15 protein-coding genes and 1 pseudogene are annotated in these 16,905 nt (G+C 70.1%); 5 read left to right on the forward strand and 11 right to left on the reverse strand.

Annotated elements, in window-relative coordinates; translation table 11 throughout:
- Window positions 1-172 precede the first annotated feature (172 nt).
- Window positions 173-784 carry a TetR/AcrR family transcriptional regulator gene (locus AB0D53_RS25495; protein ID WP_362450425.1) on the reverse strand — a complete coding sequence of 204 codons (612 nt, stop codon included), beginning with the start codon at window positions 782-784 and terminating at the stop codon, window positions 173-175.
- 128 nt (window positions 785-912) lie between these two features.
- Between AB0D53_RS25495 and AB0D53_RS25500 the strand changes: the two genes are divergently transcribed.
- Window positions 913-1,863 carry an alpha/beta fold hydrolase gene (locus tag AB0D53_RS25500; protein ID WP_362450428.1) on the forward strand — a complete coding sequence of 317 codons (951 nt, stop codon included), beginning with the start codon at window positions 913-915 and terminating at the stop codon, window positions 1,861-1,863.
- Between the two features lie 395 nt (window positions 1,864-2,258).
- Window positions 2,259-3,041: a polysaccharide deacetylase family protein gene (locus AB0D53_RS25505; protein WP_362450430.1), complete on the forward strand. Its 783-nt coding sequence runs from the start codon at window positions 2,259-2,261 to the stop codon at window positions 3,039-3,041.
- A gap of 198 nt (window positions 3,042-3,239) precedes the next feature.
- Here the strand turns inward: AB0D53_RS25505 and AB0D53_RS25510 are convergent, their stop codons facing one another.
- From AB0D53_RS25510 to AB0D53_RS25520, 3 genes are all read right to left on the reverse strand, one after another.
- Entirely contained in the window at window positions 3,240-3,998 is a 759-nt protein-coding gene (locus tag AB0D53_RS25510) for an SDR family oxidoreductase (protein WP_362450432.1), read from the reverse strand.
- 267 nt (window positions 3,999-4,265) lie between these two features.
- Complete coding sequence (locus AB0D53_RS25515; RefSeq protein WP_362450434.1) at window positions 4,266-4,850, reverse strand: TetR/AcrR family transcriptional regulator; 585 nt, start codon at window positions 4,848-4,850, stop codon at window positions 4,266-4,268.
- A gap of 268 nt (window positions 4,851-5,118) precedes the next feature.
- The gene (locus AB0D53_RS25520) at window positions 5,119-5,856 is read right to left on the reverse strand and encodes an NIPSNAP family protein (RefSeq protein ID WP_362450436.1); all 738 of its coding nucleotides are present in this window, start codon (window positions 5,854-5,856) and stop codon (window positions 5,119-5,121) included.
- 125 nt (window positions 5,857-5,981) lie between these two features.
- Here AB0D53_RS25520 and AB0D53_RS25525 point away from each other — a divergent pair, with 125 nt between their 5' ends.
- On the forward strand, window positions 5,982-7,028 hold the full coding sequence (locus AB0D53_RS25525; protein WP_362450439.1) for a WYL domain-containing protein: 1,047 nt from the start codon (window positions 5,982-5,984) through the stop codon (window positions 7,026-7,028).
- Window positions 7,029-7,305: 277 nt separating this feature from the next.
- Here AB0D53_RS25525 and AB0D53_RS25530 read toward each other — a convergent pair whose 3' ends face one another.
- Both AB0D53_RS25530 and AB0D53_RS25535 read right to left on the reverse strand, forming a co-directional pair.
- Window positions 7,306-7,803, reverse strand: coding sequence for a nucleoside deaminase (locus AB0D53_RS25530; RefSeq protein WP_362450442.1), 498 nt, complete (start codon window positions 7,801-7,803; stop codon window positions 7,306-7,308).
- On the reverse strand, window positions 7,800-9,206 hold the full coding sequence (locus tag AB0D53_RS25535; protein ID WP_362450445.1) for a cytosine permease: 1,407 nt from the start codon (window positions 9,204-9,206) through the stop codon (window positions 7,800-7,802). The genes AB0D53_RS25530 and AB0D53_RS25535 overlap by 4 nt, the downstream gene beginning before the upstream one ends.
- Before the next feature lie 168 nt (window positions 9,207-9,374).
- Between AB0D53_RS25535 and AB0D53_RS25540 the strand changes: the two genes are divergently transcribed.
- Window positions 9,375-10,898: a helix-turn-helix domain-containing protein gene (locus tag AB0D53_RS25540; protein ID WP_362450447.1), complete on the forward strand. Its 1,524-nt coding sequence runs from the start codon at window positions 9,375-9,377 to the stop codon at window positions 10,896-10,898.
- A 539-nt stretch (window positions 10,899-11,437) separates the two neighbouring features.
- On the opposite strand, the gene AB0D53_RS25545 is transcribed toward AB0D53_RS25540, so the two are convergent.
- Together AB0D53_RS25545 and AB0D53_RS25550 are read right to left on the reverse strand one after the other, a co-directional pair.
- Window positions 11,438-12,721, reverse strand: a complete 1,284-nt coding sequence (locus AB0D53_RS25545) for an LAETG motif-containing sortase-dependent surface protein (protein WP_362450449.1) — start codon at window positions 12,719-12,721, stop codon at window positions 11,438-11,440.
- Window positions 12,722-13,290: 569 nt separating this feature from the next.
- Complete coding sequence (locus AB0D53_RS25550; protein ID WP_362450452.1) at window positions 13,291-13,740, reverse strand: hypothetical protein; 450 nt, start codon at window positions 13,738-13,740, stop codon at window positions 13,291-13,293.
- 535 nt (window positions 13,741-14,275) lie between these two features.
- On the opposite strand from AB0D53_RS25550, the gene AB0D53_RS25555 reads away from it, so the two are divergent.
- On the forward strand, window positions 14,276-14,875 hold the full coding sequence (locus AB0D53_RS25555; protein WP_362450455.1) for a hypothetical protein: 600 nt from the start codon (window positions 14,276-14,278) through the stop codon (window positions 14,873-14,875).
- A gap of 340 nt (window positions 14,876-15,215) precedes the next feature.
- Here the strand turns inward: AB0D53_RS25555 and AB0D53_RS25560 are convergent, their stop codons facing one another.
- The 3 genes and pseudogenes from AB0D53_RS25560 to AB0D53_RS25570 all read right to left on the reverse strand — a co-directional run bounded on the left by AB0D53_RS25560 (window position 15,216) and on the right by AB0D53_RS25570 (window position 16,875).
- Window positions 15,216-15,626 (reverse strand): hypothetical protein, encoded by a 411-nt coding sequence (locus AB0D53_RS25560; protein ID WP_362450458.1) that lies wholly within the window; start codon window positions 15,624-15,626, stop codon window positions 15,216-15,218.
- 235 nt (window positions 15,627-15,861) lie between these two features.
- Window positions 15,862-16,531 (reverse strand): annotated as a pseudogene (locus AB0D53_RS25565) (nucleotidyl transferase AbiEii/AbiGii toxin family protein).
- Window positions 16,528-16,875 carry a transcriptional regulator gene (locus AB0D53_RS25570; RefSeq protein ID WP_362450461.1) on the reverse strand — a complete coding sequence of 116 codons (348 nt, stop codon included), beginning with the start codon at window positions 16,873-16,875 and terminating at the stop codon, window positions 16,528-16,530. Before AB0D53_RS25570 ends, AB0D53_RS25565 begins: the two are co-directional and overlap by 4 nt.
- Window positions 16,876-16,905 lie beyond the last annotated feature (30 nt).

The following is a 16,905-nucleotide window of genomic DNA, read 5'->3' on the forward strand; positions in this document are numbered from 1 at the left end:
TTGCCCCGGAGACCCGGCCCTGACCCTTGTCCCGGCCGGTGTCACGGAGGGCTCGTCGGGCCCGCGGGGTTCACCGTGCCGCGGGGCTCACAGTGCCTCGGGGTTCACGGTGCCTCGGGGTTCACAGTGTCGCGGGGTTCACAGTGCCGCAGGGCTCACAGTGCCGCAGGGCTCACGGTGTCGCGGGCGTGAAGATGCGGTCGAGGTGGTGGCGCAGTACCTCGGCGGCCGACTCCGGCCGGCGCTGGCCCACCAGGATGCTGGTGCCCATGCCCGCCGCCATGGCGAGCAGGCCGATGGCCTCCGTGCGCGCGTCCACGCCGGGATCGGCGAGACCGGCCTCCTGGGCCCGGCGCAACAGCCCGGCCAGGGCGTCCTCGGCGGCGTCGGGACTGTCGATGAAGGGCTGGGCGGCCAGCGCCTCGTCGGTCACGGACAGGATCGCGTACGAGGTGTAGAGGAGGTGGAAGGTCCGGCTCTCCTCGTCGGTCGGGAGGGAGGCCAGGAGCAGCGCCTCGGCGGTCGCACGCGGCCCGGTGCCCGCGCCGCCGTCCCGGAGACGGGCGCCCACGCGGGCGGTGAACCGATCGGTCAGATGCTGGAGCCCGTGGAGCAGCAGCTTCTCCTTGGTCCCGAAGTAGTACTGCACCAGCCGCAGCGACACACCGGCCTCGGCCGCCACGTCCCGCATGCCGACCGCGTGCAGTCCACGCCGCCCGGCGACCCGGACGAGCGCCTCGGCGATCTGGCTGCGCCGTTCCTCGTGGTCCACGCGTTTCGGCATGCTCTCGTGTCTCCACCCGTCGGTCGCGCCTGTGCGGCCCGGCTTCCCGGACCTCTTCATGGTACCGCCGTATCAGCATAGTGATACCGTCGTATTACGAAGGACGATTCCTCACCGGAGGTACCGCCGTGCCCGAGACCGCCACCCGAGCCCGCCGCGACGTAGGCCACTACGTCAACGACACCCTGCGCGAGCGGTACTTCGCCGCCTGCGACGCCGTCTACGCACTGGGCGCGCCAGCCCGCTCCGAGACGGATGTCGAGACCTCCTTCGGCACCACGCACGTCTACCGGTACGGCCCCGCCGACCCGGCCGCCGAGTCCCGCACGCCCGTCGTCCTGATCCACGGGTCGGGCGGCTGCTCCGCGATGTGGTACCCCAACACCCGGGCGCTCGGCGCCGAGCGCCCCGTCTACGCCCTCGACACCCCCGGCGACCCCGGCCGCAGCGTGCACCGCGAACCCATGTGGCAGCCCGAGCGCGCCGCCCAGTGGATGGACGAGGCCCTCGACGCGCTCGGCCTGGACCGGGTCCACCTCGTCGGCTCCTCCTACGGCGGCTGGCTCGTCATCAACCAGGCACACCTGCGGCCCGGCAGGCTCGCCTCGGTCACCGCACTCGACCCCGGCGGCCTGGAGAAGGTGGGCCTGCGCTTCTTCGTCTGGATCTTCGCCAGCCTCTTCGCCACCTTCGCGCCCAAGGCGCTGCGCCCGCGCCTGGCGGCCTGGCTGGAGCAACCGGTCCTCGTCGTACCGGAGTTGCGCGCGATGGTGCGGGCGGGCGTACGGGCCTTCCGTATCCGCAGGCCCGCGCCTCTGCCGCTCTCCGACGAGCAATTGGGCGCTATCCGGACGCCGTTCCACCTGATCATGGGCAAGCGCAGCCTGCTGGTGCACCCGCAGCGGCAACTGGAGCGCGTCCCGCGTCTGATCCCCGGAGCCCGCGCCGAGATCATCGCCGCGACCGGCCATGGACCGCAGATCGACCACCCCGACCTGGTCAACGCCCGGATGCTGGAGTTCATGGAGGACGCCGACTCCCTGGGCCGTGCCGCCGACCGGGGCGTGGCCGGGGCGTGACACCGCTGCCCGCGTGACCGTGACGCGCGCGGCAGCTTCCATCCGGTGGTCATCAACGGCGATCGGAAGAGGGTCGAGCGATGAGCACACAGCAGGAAGCCGCCGGGGAGTCGCCCATCACGTCCTGATCCTGGGGGCGGGTTACGCGGGCAGGTCCGCGGTGATCCAGCTCGCGGCACGGATCGAGCGGCGCGAGGACGCGACGTGCAGGTGGTTCTGGCGAACGCACAGGAGGGGCTCCCCCTCATCCGTCGCAGGGCTCCGGCGTTTGTCGCCGGTCCCCTGCGGGTTCGTCCGCGATCCGTAACAGAGGTATCCCGTAGCGGCGTTCGTGTGACTTGATGAGAGCAGCGCAGGTCAGGGCATCGGCGGAGACAGCAAAGGGGCGGGCGGGCATGGCGAAGCACAAGGGAAAGGGATGGCACAGCCGGCTCATGGGGGCGGCGCTCGGGGTGACCGTGGTGGCCGCTGCCGCCTCGGTGTGGACCGCGCAGGCCGACACCGCCGGAGGGCGTCCGCCGCAGGCGGGTGTCTCGACGCCGGACGCCCGGCATCAGGACGGGAAGGTGACCAAGGTGGCGGAGGACATCGCGCACGCCTCGGACCGCGGCGCCCGGGGCGTCAACATCACCATCGACGACGGACCGGACCCGACCTGGACGCCGCAGGTGCTGCAACTGCTCAAGGACAACGGCGTGAAGGCCACGTTCTGCATGGTGGGCACGCAGGCCCAGGCTTATCCGGACCTGGTCAAGGAGGTCGTGGCGGCCGGGCACCGGCTGTGCAACCACACGGTCTCGCACGACACCGCCATGGACCACAAGTCCGAGGCATACCAGTCCCAGCAGATCCTGGACGCCGAACGCATGATCACCAAGGCGTCCGGAGGTGTCCGGCCGCAGTACTACCGGGCTCCGGGCGGTGCCTTCACCCCGTACAGCCGGCACCTCGCCGCGTCCCGGGGGATGCGGCCGCTGGGCTGGAACGTCGACTCCAGGGACTTCGAGCGTCCCGGTGCGGACACCATGGTCGCCACCGTCAAGCGCGAGATCCCCAACGGGCCGACCGTCCTCTTCCACGACGCGGGAGGGGACCGCTCCCAGACCGTGGCCGCCCTGCGCGAGATCCTGCCCTGGCTGAGGCAGCAGGGGTACTCCTTCGGCTTCCCCGTGCGGTGATCGAGACCCGCCCGTACTGACGCGAAGACCCGCGCGCACTGACGCGAAGACCCGCGCGCACTGACGCGAAGACCCGCGCGCACTGACGCGAAGTCCCACCCGCACTGACACGAAGTCCCACCCGCACCGACATGAAGCCCCACCCGTACTGACGCGAAGTCCCGCCCCCTGCGGCACCGGCGGACAGATCACGCATCGTCAGGCGGACGAACCGCTGTCGATGACCAGGTCGGTGCCGACCACCGCGCCGGCCGCGGGCGAGGCGAGGTAGAGCACCGCGGCGGCCACTTCCTCTGCCTCCGCGACCCGCCCGAGCGGGTTCTGCGACTTCACCCGCTCGGTACGCCCGGCCTCGGTCTCGCCGGGCAGGAGCGACATGGGAGCGGCGGAGGCGCCTGGGCTGACCGCGTTGATGCGAATGCCCTGGTGGATGTGGTCGAGAGCCGCGGCGCGGGTCAGCGCGGAGACCGCTGCCTTCGAGGTGATGTACGCGGCGGCGTTCGGGATACGCAGGTGCGCGCCCAGGTTGGAGGAGACATTGACGATGACTCCGCCGCCGTTCTCCTTCATGTGCGCGATCTCGTGCTTCATGGCCAGCCAGACGCCGGTGACATTGGTCCGCAGCACCGCGTCCCAGTCCTCCTCGCTCACCTCCCCGACAGGTACGGCGCCGCGGAGTATCCCGGCGTTGTTGACCGCGATGTCGAGCCCGCCGAAGCGGGTGACGGTCTCGCGTACGAGGTTGTGGAGCCGGCCGGAGTCGGTGACATCGGCGGTGGCGGCGGCAGCCGTGCCACCGGCCGCCTCGATGAGGCCGACCGTCTCGTCCAGGGAGGCCGCGGTGCGCCCCGCGGCGACCACGGATGCGCCCTCGGCGGCGAAGGCGAGCGCGATCGCGCGGCCGAGACCGGAGCCCGCGCCCGTGACGAGCACGGTCCTACCGGTGAAGCGGTTCATCTCGATGACTCCTTCTGAGTAGTGGATGGCTTGGCGTGGTGCGGTGGTTCAGGAGGGCACGCGGTGCGGTGGTTCAGGAGGGCAGGGGCAGCCCCGTCGCGGCCAGGGGCCGGGGGCCAGGCGTCGCGACCCGTCGGCCGAGTCCCGTCGCGCCGTTCAGCGCACTGCCCGCGAGCCCGGTCCGGTCGGACCCCGACCTGATATTGGATCGATCGGTCCATTATTTGGGCGTGCGGGAGACGGCTCCGTGGCTCCGGCGAGTGGGATTCAGTCCAGCAGGGTCAGCGCCTGCTCGGTCGCGTCCCGCACCCGGGCGGAATCGCTGGACGCCTTGCCGACGACCCGTACGCCCTGGAGCAGGACGAGCAGCAGGCGGGCCAGTGCGCGCGGATCGCGGTCCGCGGGCAACTCGCCCTGGGCCCGGGCCCGTGCGAGCGCGGAGTGCAGCGCGGTTTCGATGTGCGCCCAGCTGAGCTCGACCCGACGGGCCGCCGCGGGGTCGTGCGGTGCCAGCTCGGCCGCGGTGTTGGTGATGAGGCAGCCGCTCAGCCGGGCCTCGGGGGAGCCGGCCTCCGAGGCGAAGCGGCGTACCAGCGCCCGCACCGCCGGCAATGCGGGCCCCGGCTGGGAGAGTTCGGCGAGGAGGAGTGGATCGTGCCCCTCGGAGTACCGGTCCATGGCCTTCAGGTACAGCTCGTGCTTGTTGCCGAAGGTGGCGTAGATGCTGGCGCGGCCGATGCCGAGGTGCTCGACGAGGTCGGCCATCGACGTCGCTTCGTAGCCGCGTCGCCAGAACAGCTCAAGGGCCGACTGCAGCGCCGCGTCCGGATCGAATTCCTTGGTTCTGGCCACACCGGAGACCCTAGATCCATGTGGAACGATCGGTCAAGAAACGTCCGCCGCCGCGGAGTCGGCGCACCCGGGGCTCCGTGGCGCTCACCCGGGGACGCTCGACGACAGGACCCGCCGGTGCGTCGGGCGTGGCCTCCTCATGGAGTGCGACGCCGGGGCCCGCTGCTGCCCGGTCCTCCTGCCGGCACGTTGTGACACGGCCTTACCGATGTGGGGCGGCTTCGCCGCAGGCGCCGTCGGCCGTCTCTCCTGCGGCGAAGCTTCGGACTCAGAGCAGCGAGCGGCCGGTGGGCGCGAGCCGGAGTACCTGAGGCGCTGCCGTCTGTTCCCGTTCGACACCCGGCAGGACCTCGCCCCGTACGAGGGGATGGGATCGCACCTCGGCGAGATGCCGGCGGTGCGCACTCTCATCGGGGTACGAGGTGAAGACCGCGGCGACGTTCTCGTCGGCGCGGACCGGCAGCCCGGCGAATGTGTTGTGCGCGTGCTCGGTGGTCAGGAAGGCGAGCGGCGCCGGCCCCGTCTCCCGGAGTGCGGGCAGCAGGCCGTCCCGGATCAGTGAGATGCCGCCCTGCCGTCCGGGAGGGAAGGACCAGACGGTTGCGGACATGAACCGGCCGGGTGCGGGAGCGCCGATCGGGGGTCGCCCGGAGAGGGAGCCGGTGAGGACGCCCCGGGCCGGCACGGGGCGCAGGAGGAGGACGTCGTCGGAGTCGATCATGGTGTCGTTCGCCTGCGGACCGTGCTCGGCCCAGACGGGCCCGCCGTAGAAGTCCGTGAGCGCGCGGTGGCGGGCCACCATGTCCGGGAATCCGCGCAACCAGACGAAGCGGTCCGGATCGTCGAGGTCCCGGAACTGGCCGAGCACCCTCATTCCCACGTCTTCCTGGGGTTCGACGAACTCCCGGTCGAACAGCTCGATGAGTTCGTCGCGCCGGCGGGGACGCAGGGTGTACTGGCGGAGCTCGATCACGGCAGGCAGAGCGACGAGTTCGGTGGGTGGCACGGCAAGACTCCTGTTCGGCGTTCTCCACGCAGGGCTCCGGTCTCTTCGGCCGGAGCCGGCAGCTGTGACGACGGTAGGGGGACCGTGTGACAGGTGCTGTCAGGGTTTCCGGGGAGAATGCGCGCATGCCTGCCAGTCGACTGCTCTCGGTGCTGCTGCTGTTGCAATCACGGGGCCGCATGTCCGCCCGGCAGATCGCCGACGAGCTGAACGTGTCCGTGCGCACCGCCTACCGTGACGTGGTGCGCCTGCAGTCCGCAGGGGTGCCGGTCTACGCGGAGCCGGGCCGCGGGGGCGGTTACCAGCTGCTCGACGGCTACCGCACCCGTCTCACCGGGATGAGCGAGGGCGAGGCACGGGCGCTGTTCTTTGCCGGACTGCCCGGACCCGCCGCCGATCTGGGGCTCACGGCCGAGATGTCGGCGGTCCGGCTGAAGCTTCTCGCCGCGCTGCCGACAGGACTGCGCGAGGAGGCGGAACGGGCCGCGGCGGTGTTCCATCTGGACGCCCCCGGCTGGTACCGGGAACCCGAACGCACGCCACACCTCCCCGTGTTCGTCGACGCGGTGCTCACCCGGCGTGCGGTGGACGTGCGTTACCGCCGCTGGCGCGCCCCGCAGGAGGTGAACCGCCGCCTCCACCCCTACGGCCTGGTACTCAAGTCCGGTACCTGGTACCTCGTGGCCGCCACCGGGAAGGGGACCGCGACGTACCGCGTCGCCCAGGTCCTCGACGCGGTGCCGGGCGACGAACGGTTCGACCGGCCGCAGGACTTCGACCTGGCTGCGCACTGGGCCGCCTATCTCGACGACTTCCGGGCTCGCCGCTACACCGGCACCGCCACCGTCCGCCTGTCCCCCCGCGGACGCCGCCGCCTCCCCGACAACGTTCCCCCGGAGGTGGTGCGGGCGGTCGACTCCACGGCGACCGCTGTGGGCGACGACGGATGGGTCGAGGCGGTCATCCCGATCGAGGGCACCGAGCACGCCTGTGGTGAGCTGCTGAGGCTCGGCGCGGACGTCGAGGTCGTCGCACCCGCCGAACTCCGCCGGGCCGTGGCCACCACGGTAGGGATGCTCGCCCGGACCTACGCGGACAGGGCGCCGGGTGGTGCGGAGGTGATGGGTGACGCCTGGAGCGGCCCGGGGAACGACGCTGCCCCGGGCCGCTGACCCGGGGCAGCGTGGACGAGCGGGTGACGAGGATCGAACTCGCGCCCCGGGCACGGGAATCGCCCGGCACGTCGTGGCACGGTCGCCGAGCGGGTTCGGTGGTGGTCGGACCCGCCGTCGCCCCGCCGGCATCGTTCAGCCCCCGCCCGAACTCCGGCGAAGCGTTTCGGCAGCGCCGGGGGCGGCCTCGGCGGAGAGGCCGCCGCGTACATGAGGAGGGAACCCTCCCGGAGGTCCCTGACAGCCCCCGGGAGGTGCTTGACGGGCTTCCGGGAGGTCAGTTCCAGAAGCCGGCGTGGACCTCGCGGGCCTCGGGGAGGTCGATCGGGCCGACGACCGGGAGGTCGCGCTGGCCGGCCTCGAAGACCTCGCGGCAGGGCAGGGCCATGGTGGGGTTCTCCTCGTTGGCGCCGGTCAGGGCGAGGAGTTCGTCCTCGCCGAGCGCGTACACGACGCGGCCGATGTTGCCCCAGTAGATGGCGCCGGAGCACATCGCGCAGGGCTCGGTGCTGGTGTAGAGCGTGCAGGTGCGCAGGAAGTCGGCGTCGTACTTCTCGGTGGAGAGGCGTACGAGGTTGGTCTCGGCGTGGCCGGTGGCGTTGCGCTCCGTCGTGACCGTGTTCTCGGCCTCCAGCAGGATCTTGCCGTCGGGGCCGGTGAGGACGGCGCCGAAGGGGTGGTTGCCGGCGGCGCGGGAGCGGCGGGCGAGCTGCACGGCGGCGTGCAGGATCCGGACGTCGGCGTCGGTCGCGGTGATGGTGGGGACGGCGGTCATGCGGAGATCTCCTCGTGCGTATCGGTGGTGGTGCGGGTGGTGGCTCCGGTCCGGGTCTTCCGGGTGAGCGCGTAGTGGACGAGCCCGGCGGTCAGGAAGGCGACGGCCGCGGCACAGGCGCCGAGGGCGGGATGGCTCTCGGCGATCGGGCCGACGAAGACACCGGGCTGGCTCATGAACGGGACGGCGGCGAGCAGTCCGAGGAGCCAGGCGGCGAATCCGGGCCCGAAGTTCCGGGGGGTTTCCTCGTCGCCGGAGCGGACGAGGAAACGGTGGACGAGCATCACGGCGAGCCAGGGGGCGATCCAGTTGCCGAGGACGATGAGGAAGTTCTCGAAGGACTTCCAGTAGTCGCCCTGACCGGCGAACCAGCCGATCGCGCTCCCGAGTCCGCCGACGACGAGGACGGCCTGCCAGCGGGCCATCCTCACTCCGGCGATGAGCCAGGCCAGGGCTCCCGAATAGCAGTCCAGGCAGCTGGAGGTGATGGTCGAGACGCCGAGGGCGAGCATCGTGACGGTCGCGAGTGCTCCGGGCAGCACCTGGCCGACCAGGTCGGTGGGGGTGCCGATGAACGCGATCGTGCCGATGGCGGCGCCCAGGCTCGCGATCCACACCGAGCCGAGCCAGGTGCCGGTGAAGGCGTAGAGGAACAGCTTGCGGGGCGGGGTGTCGACAGGCATGTAGCGGGTGTAGTCGGCGGCATACGAGGAGAAGCTCAGCGCACGGGCAGCCTGGACGGCGGCGACCAGGGCGAACGCACCGACGAACCCGAGCGGGCCGGCCTTGGCGGCGTCGAAGCCGGAGCCGAGGTCGCTCTCGGTGAATCCGTAGAGGGAGACGCCGATGAAGAGCAGCGGCAGGACGAGGGCCATCGCCTTCTGCACGAGGTGGATGAAGCCGTAGCCGACGAGCGCGATCGCCACCTGGGCGACGGTGACGATCGCGAAGGCCGGACCGAATCCCGTTCCGATCAGGGTCTGGACGGCGAAGGCCCCGAGGATCGAGTTGACCGCGAACCACGCACACGCCTTGAAGAACACCAGCACGGCCGGTATCGCGGCACCGCGCCGGCCGAGGGGAAGCCGGGTCTGTACGAGCAGCCCGACGCCCTTGGGCGGGCCGAACGTGGATGTGATGCCGATGGCCGTCGCACCGACGGCGCTGCCGAACACGATCGCCAGCAGAGCCTGCGCCCAGCCCAGACCGAAAGCGGCGGTGGCGAGCATGCCACTGGTGAGGCTGGAGAACTGGACGTTGGAGCTGAACCAGAGCGTGAACGACGAACCCGGTCCGCCTTCGCGATCGTCGGCGGGTATCGGTTCGATGCCGGATGTCTCCACCGCGGTGGCCGAGCGCACCGCGGCGGAGAGCCGCTGCGCGAGAGGGCCTTGTCGGGTCATGTCGTGCCCCCTTCCATGATTCGTAGGAAGTCAGGGATTGCCGGAGTGCTGCAGCAACGGCAGTACACACCCCGTGGACAGCGGCGAGGCACCCTCTCGGACAGCGAAGTCATGGCCGAATCACCGCTACTCTTCGTACGATCGTCGGAGAGTGGAGGAGGTCGGCGTATGCAGGTGCGGGATCTGTTGGGCATGCCGGAGCTGGGGCTCACCCTGCTGACCCCGGACGGCGACCTCGCACGGGAGCTGCGCTGGGTCTACGCGACGGACCTGCTGGAACCGGCGACGTTCCTGACCGGGGGCGAGCTCGTGCTGACCAGTGAGGGCTGGTACCGCACCGCCGCGGACTGCGAGACCTTCGCCGCGTCCCTCGCCGACGGCGGCGCGGCCGCGCTGGTGGCCGGCGACATCCTGCTCGGCGAGGTGCCTCCGGCCCTGGTCGAGGCGTGCGAGAGGCGCGGCATCCCCCTCCTGGCCGCCCCGCCCGAGATCTCGTACGGCGCGCTCTCCCGTACCGTCATCGAGCGGATCAACCGAGAGCGCGGCCTCGAACTCGCCGACGTCCTCGGCCGGCACCGACGCCTTGTCGGCGCCCTCGTCGAAGGGGCGGACCTCGGAGGTCTCGTCGCCATGCTCGCCGCCGAACTCCGCACGGACTGCTGGGCCCTGTCGTCGGCGGGCCGGCTCCTCGCGGGCCCGGCCGAACCCTTCGCCGGCCCCGCACGCGCCCGGCTCGCCGCCACCGCCCAGCGGACCGAACGGCTTCCGGCGACCATCGACGGGCACCGGGTCCTGCCCATAGGCCGACGCAGCGCGGGTGGCGGCCTGCTCGTCGTACGGGGAGAACCCTCCGACCCGGAGGCCGCCGAGCAGACGGCGGAGCTTCTCGCCCTGGGCGGAGCCCGTCGCGACGAACGCCGCCGCACGGAGCAGCGCTTCCACGCCGACCTGGTCGATCTGATCGAGCAGGCGACCCCGCCCGCCGCACTCGCGACCCGGCTGCGGACGGCGGGTCTCGACCCCGCCGGCCCCCTGCTGGTCCTGACCGCCCTCACCCGTGGCGCGCTGCGTCCCTGGGACCTGGCCGCCGACCTCGCCGAGAGCGTCCTCGACGAGAGCCCGGACACCCGCACCGTCGTCGCCGGCGGCGAGCACGGACTGACCCTGCTGATCTCGCCCGGCCCCGCCCTGGACGACACCGGCCTCGCCGACCTCCTGGAGGAACGCCTCGCCCGCTTCGAACCGGCCGCCGAAGGCGGCCGCATCGCCTTCGGCCTCGGCGCCCCCGCCACCGACGCCACCGGACTCGCCCGCGCCCTGGAGGAGTCCCGCCACGCCGCCCGCCTCGCGGCCCTGCGCCCCGCGCGCCTGGCACTGGTCACGGCACGCGCGCTCGACTCACACCTGCTGCTCCTCGCCGGTGTCCCCGCGGACATCCGCGCCTCCTACCGGCGGCGGCTCCTCGGCCCCCTCCAGGAGTACGACGCCGAGCACAGCGCCGACATGGTCCACACCCTGACCGTCTTCCTGGAACACAACGGCGCCTGGCGCACCACCGCCGCCGCCCTCCACATCCACGTCAGCACCCTCCACTACCGCATCGGCCGCATCCAGCACCTGACCGGCCGCGACCTCTCCACCGCTCGCGACCGAGTCGACCTCTACCTGGCCTGCGCGATCGACGAGGGCTGAGACGGGACCGGTCACGACCCGCGCGCGGCATCCCCAGCGGGTCCGGACAACACAGCAGCCCCAGGTCCCAGACCTGGGGCTGCGCAGAAGAGCGGGGGACGAGAACCGAACTCGCGCCCCGGGCGCGGGAATCAGCGGTCCCTGGGCCACCACGGTGGCCCAGGCCCGCGTGTCTGCCCGGACCGAGTGAGGTCGGCGAGGCATCGGGGAGCCGTACTCGACCGCTGCTGTCCGCTCCGAGGGCACGGATGGAGCACGGAGGGCGAGGGGCGGCCAACTCCTGTCGCGCATCGCGTTCCTGCCGAGCGGCGCCGGGCGTCCGTGAGGCCGTTGGTCCTCGTGCGGAGCCTCAAGCTCGTGGAGCCGTTCCCCGATGTCGTCGGCCCAGGCCCAGGCCCAGGCCCAGGCGTAGGCCCAGGCCCGTGCCCACTGCCGCAGCCCGGCGATTGCCTGCTCGTCGAGTCCGTGGGCGGCGAATTCCGTGTCGTCGATCCGGTCGGCTCCGGGTGGGGTGCCCGGCCGGCACCCCACCCCATGCGTCAGGCGTGGGAGCCGGCCTTGCGACGGCGTACCAGGAACACCGCGCCGCCGCCGATCGCCACGGCCGCGCCGCTCGCGAGGGCGAGCTGCGGCATCGCGGAGGACGAGCCCGTGGCGGCGAGGCTGCCGCTCACCGGACGGGACGCGCTGCTCTGCGCCTTGACGTCCGAGGTGTTCGGCTTGGTGGTACCGGGCTTGGCGTCGTCGACCTTGCCGGGCTTGCTGCCCGCGGCGGCGATCAGGAACTCGTAGCCTTCCAGGTCCGGGTTCCCGCCGCAGGTGCCGTTGTCGTTGAAGTAGTCACCGGCGACGAAGGTGACGCCGTTGCCTGCGGGGGCCGAGGCGTCGATCTTGAGGCGCATCTTGATGTCGGCGTGGGCGCCGGCCTTCAGCGGGCTGATGGCGTCCATGTAGTGCTTGTTGTCGACGGTCTTCCACTTCGAGGACGAGGCGGAGGACCACTGCAGGTGCACCAGATCGTCGATGCTCTTGAGCCCGCTCCGGTCGGTGGCGTGGACGTAGGCGAACGGAAGCACCTCGTCCATCGTCTTGTCGGTGCCGTTGGTCACCCGGAGATCGAAGTCGACCTTCGTGCCGGCGACGACGGTGGACGGAAGACCCGTGACGACCGTGGTGAGCCTGGCCTCCGGGACGCAGGCCTCGCCGTCCTCGCCGTCCTCCTCCTTCGCCTTGGCCAGCGCCTCGTCGGCGGCGGTCTTGTCGGCGAGGGCCGCCTTGGTGGCCTTCTGCGCCTGGTCCAGCTTCCGGACCGCGGCGACCCGCTCGTCGTCCCGCGCGTCCAGGGCCTTCACGACCTCCGCGTCGGCGGCGGCCTTGGTCTCCTCGGCGGTCTCGGCGTCGGCCTTCGCTTCGGCGAGCTTGGTCGCGGCGGCGGTCTTCTCCTCCTCGGTGGCCGTCTCCGGGAGGGCGTCGACCACGGCCTGGGCGTCGATGACCGCCTGGTCGGCGTCCACCTTCGCGGTGGCGGCCTTCGCCGCCGCGGCCTCGGCGGCCTTGGCGGCCACGGCCAGAGGATTGGTGTCGGACAGGATGACTTCCAGAGCCGCCTCGGCGGCACTCTCGGCCTCCACGGCGTCGTCGTACACCGCCTTCGCGGCGGCGGCGGCCTTTTCCAGCTCCGCGATGGACGGCTTGTCCTGCGGCTTGTCCTGCGTCTGCGCGGCCGGCCTGTCGTCGGCGAACGCGGGGGCGACCGACAGCAGGAGGGCAGGCATGGTCACTGCGGCGGCAACAGCTGTGGCAAGAACCGGGCGAATCTTCACAAGAGCCCTTCGGTGTCCGGAAGAAGAGAAGAAGGGGTCGCAGCGGGAGGGGGGCACGCAGATGCGACTTGAGGGGATCGTATGACCGGGCCGACGGTCCACCATCACGAATTCTTCACCTGCTCCGGCTGATGCCACAGCACCGGGAACGACAGAAAAGACGAAAAGGTGCAGTTGTATTCACCGCCCGCACTTTCGCTGTGATCAATGCCATAGACCCCTGGCTGTGGTGTTCCACGCGTCCCCGGGCCGCCGCCCTGCCGTCCTCGACACCGACACCGACACCGACACCGACACCGACCGCGCCGGTGTCGACGCGCTTGCGGGCCCCGAGAGGGCACGCGAAGAGCACGCGGAGGGCACGCGGAGGGCACGCCGGGAGGCGGCTTCGCGACCTCGTTCGCCCTGTGTCCCGTACTGCCCGCGGCCGTGCGCGAACTCCAGCGCCAGGACTGACCCGGACTCACCGTCCGCGCGGCTGAGCCCGGTCGACGGGGACCCTCAGGTCACCGGCCCGAAGGTTCCGCGTCCGGGGGAGCGACGAGAAGCGGATGCCCACGCACGAAGGCTCACCTGCGCCCTTCCGCGGTCAGTCCTCGGCCACGGCCGGCCACGGATGCGGCGAAGTCGGCGATCGCCTTCCGCAGCGGTTCGGCCGCGGTACTCGGATCGGAGCGGGTGTCCAGGCCGAGCGACAGGATGCACCCCACCAGCCCGCGCGGCCCACGGAATTCCAGCTGGTGGGCGGAGGGTCCTTCCGGGTCGGGATGGACCACCAGGGCGAGGGGATTGCCGGGGTCGGTGTACCCGGCGATGCAGGTGAGGGGGATGAGCCGGTCGTTGCTGCACGGGTTGTCGGTGGCACGTACTAGCGTGTCCGCAGCGTTCGTCGCTGTTTGTACGCCTTGAGAATCCACGATGCCCGGAGGTGCGCCCGACTTCCCGCGAAGGACCCACATACCCTGAGTGCCCTGATAAACAATTTTGATCCGATCGGAGTTGTCGCTCGGTGCGCGCATTTCGGTGTTTTGTCTGGGTTGCGGCACAGGGTGCTGTGAATGCGTAATCTACTTGTGTTGTCCCCAAGGGGTGTCCAGTCCTGTAATCCCGGGCGGGCGGGCGACGGCAGACAAGGCGCCTCGCGGCGCTGTCGGAGCGTCCGTATACATCGAGTTTGCAGATGCCCCTCCGCCTTGCAATACACCGCGTCTGAAACCGCGAGCTGATCCACCAGGGATTTACGGAACAGTCCTTGGCCCGCACGGTCCTGGCGCCGAAAATCCGACCGACTTCACCTCGGTGACCGGCGTTGTTGCCGAGAACAGCGCCGAGGTGAGAAGGTCCCTCCTGGGGAGTGCCGTCGTATTTCTCCATGGGTACTGCGTTTCTTCGGTGATGCAGGAGGAGTTGTCCTCTGCTCTCCCGGAAGGAATTGCTCGCAGGCTGCCCGGTGTCGCCGTGAGTGCGAAGCCATGCGTAATGGGAAGTGACTGATCCTTTTCGTGGTAGAGTCTTAATGAATTCACAGGACGCCGCGATTAAAAGGGGAATGGCGTGAATACCGAGAAGGTTACGGCTCGACGTCTTACGGCCGAGGAGATTTCAGGCTTGGGCCTCCAGGACGAAATCTTCGTCTCGGCAAGGATGGATGGCCTTCCTCTCGACTGCTATGCCCCGGCTTTCCTTACGGAGCCGGGCAAAAATTTCGAGGGAGGGTCCTTCGCCGCGAGGACGGTTTTCGGTGAGGAGATTCACGTCCTCCCGGACAACGCTGAAGAGAGCGGCATCTGGATCGCTGACAAGGAGGGGGAGGAGATCGAGGTTCTCCAGAGTGCCGGCGTCCTCCTGAACCTCGCCCTCTTCGTGCCCGGCGGGAACAAGGAATCCCTGGAGTCGCTCTACTCCGCCGCGCGGGACGCGTTCGGTGCGGGGGTCGTTCAGCGCTGGAGCGAGGAAGTCGCCGCGGTGCCGGACGTCAAGGTCGACCTGTACGAGGAGCCGGCCCGGGCGCGGAAGGGCGCGAACAGCCAGAACCGCGACCGCCGCGCCCTGGACATCTACCCGACCCGAGTGCGGTTCCTGGAGCCCAGCGAGGGCTGGAAGTTCATTGTCGAACCGCACAAGGAGATCGTCGACGACACACCGACGATCTGACCTGATGGCAGCCCGGAGGCCACGCCGGATGCATAGGCACGCTCCTGGTGGCGGATTCAGGAGGGTATAGCAACCCGCTGGTCAAGCGGCTGTTGTCAGCAGTTCGGTCAGACGCTCGGCTGGATTTTCCCAGCCGAGCGTTCTGTGTGGGCGGGAGCCGGATTCCGTGGCGACAGCGTCCGGGCGGTCGTGGCACCGAGGACGACGGTCAGGGCGAAGACGGCAGAGACGGCGGTCCATTCCACAACCACCGGAATGTCTCCGGGCCGGGCCGGTCCTGGAGGCTCATTGTCCGTGGCGGTCGATTTCAGGTGGCCCATGGCCGGGTGATCCAGGGCCCTCAGGGCGCCGGAGTTTCGGGTTCTGGGATGCGCCAGACGATTCGGACCTGCTGGTCAAGTGGCAGTGAAGGCCCGGAGATGTAGTTGCGGCGGATGAGGCAGTGGAGAGTAAGCCGGAATGCCTCCGGCTCGATGCCGTGCACCGTTGTCACCGTGGCCCGGCTCAATTCGGTTACCTGGCGGACGATGCGTGGGTCGGCTTCGAGGTGACCGAGCCCGGCGACGATCTCGGGCCCGATTTCAGCATCCTCACTCATGGCGAGGATGGAATGACGCAGTAGGCTGGGTCCGGCCTCGATCCGGTCGAGGATGCAGGCCATCACGCAGTCGTGGAAGACGTCGGCCTCGATACTCCCGTGTTCCTCGGGCTCGCAACAAAAAGGGCCCGAGCCGCTGACCCCGGCCTTCATCAAAGAGCGAGTGCCGAGAATCGAACTCGCGCTCTGAGCTTGGGAATCAACGGTGCCTACTCAGTGGGCAGGTCGCTGACCTGCTTGTTTGTGCTCACAGGTGGGGATTGCGCGGGCTCTGGTGGCCGTGCTTGACCGCTGTTGTCCGGTCCGGAGGGAACGGATGGGGCACGGTCGCTGGGGCCGAGTGGCCCGATGCGTATCTTGCTGAGCGTGTCCGGTCTCCATGCGGCCATCAGTCTTCGTGCGGGGCCTCCAGCTCTTGGAGTCGTTCGTCGATGTCGTCGGCCCATGTCTGTGCCCACTGCCGCAGCCTGGTGATGGCTTGCTCGTCGAGTCCGTAGGCGGCGAATTCCGTGTCGTCGATCCAGTCGGCTCCGCCCAGTCGCGCCTGGAGCTCGCTCAGTTCGAAGGAGTTACGGGCATGGCGCCGTCCGAGCTCCTCGAGTTCGACATGGCTCCAGCGGTCCGCCGCGGCCTGTACATCGATCAGGTCCCTGGCGAGTCCGCGGTCGGACAGTGCACGGACCTTGGTTCCGACGACATCCTCAAGGGACAGCACCAAGCCGTGCTGTGCGCACAGGTGGCCGCCAGAGTGCTTCCTTGAGGATGTCGACTTCGCATTCTTCACGACTGCCGGGATCCGTGACGATCAGGCGGGCGGAGAGCGGGTCTGTTTCCAGAGTGCTGACCTGCCACCCGCGTTGTTCCAGACCGGTTCGTACGGCAGTAGCGATGTCCTCCATGCGATCGGGGTTCTCGGTCGCGACATCGAGGTCCTGGCTGAGCCGGTCGACCAGGCCGTGCGCCTTGACCGCATAGCCGCCGGTAAGGGCCAGAGGATACCCACCGCCTACGACGAGCACGTCTGCGAGCAGACGACGGTGCAGGTCTGTGAGGTTCACGCAGCGGCTTGGGCGCTGTGGGCCAGTTCATCGAAGGAGCGTTCCCAGACTTCACGAACATCACGGCTGATCAGTGTGCGCAGTGTGGGCCACAGGCCGATGAGGAGTCCGCGATTCAGGTACCGGACCAGGTCGTCGTGCCGGCCCTCGGCCAGGACGATGCGGTAATAGCTCATCCGCAGCCGCGGCTGGTCGAGGTCGAACGTGGTCAGCCCTGACCACGCAACGTGGAGCGGCAGGCTCACTGTGCCGTGCTCGGGACCGGCAAGCTCGGAGAGTGTTGCGGGCACGCGCCGGGCGAACTTGGCGCGGCGGAGATCGGAAAGGCTGGGCTGTGATGCCATGCGTCGATTATCCAGGAAAAGGCCCCACGG

Origin of the sequence: Streptomyces sp. NPDC048295 (assembly GCF_040652135.1) — a bacterium.
In the GTDB taxonomy this organism is placed as follows: Bacteria; Actinomycetota; Actinomycetes; order Streptomycetales; family Streptomycetaceae; genus Streptomyces.

Bases quoted from the DNA above. Each gene is read 5' to 3' on its own strand.
- AB0D53_RS25530 (WP_362450442.1), bottom strand. From the start codon at position 7,803: ATGACCGCCGTCCCCACCATCACCGCGACCGACGCCGACGTCCGGATC.
- AB0D53_RS25510 (WP_362450432.1), bottom strand. From the start codon at position 3,998: ATGAACCGCTTCACCGGTAGGACCGTGCTCGTCACGGGCGCGGGCTCC.
- AB0D53_RS25525 (WP_362450439.1), top strand. From the start codon at position 5,982: ATGCCTGCCAGTCGACTGCTCTCGGTGCTGCTGCTGTTGCAATCACGG.
- AB0D53_RS25550 (WP_362450452.1), bottom strand. From the start codon at position 13,740: ATGCGCGCACCGAGCGACAACTCCGATCGGATCAAAATTGTTTATCAG.
- AB0D53_RS25570 (WP_362450461.1), bottom strand. From the start codon at position 16,875: ATGGCATCACAGCCCAGCCTTTCCGATCTCCGCCGCGCCAAGTTCGCC.
- AB0D53_RS25535 (WP_362450445.1), bottom strand. From the start codon at position 9,206: ATGACCCGACAAGGCCCTCTCGCGCAGCGGCTCTCCGCCGCGGTGCGC.
- AB0D53_RS25540 (WP_362450447.1), top strand. From the start codon at position 9,375: ATGCAGGTGCGGGATCTGTTGGGCATGCCGGAGCTGGGGCTCACCCTG.
- AB0D53_RS25505 (WP_362450430.1), top strand. From the start codon at position 2,259: ATGGCGAAGCACAAGGGAAAGGGATGGCACAGCCGGCTCATGGGGGCG.
- AB0D53_RS25495 (WP_362450425.1), bottom strand. From the start codon at position 784: ATGCCGAAACGCGTGGACCACGAGGAACGGCGCAGCCAGATCGCCGAG.
- AB0D53_RS25560 (WP_362450458.1), bottom strand. From the start codon at position 15,626: ATGAAGGCCGGGGTCAGCGGCTCGGGCCCTTTTTGTTGCGAGCCCGAG.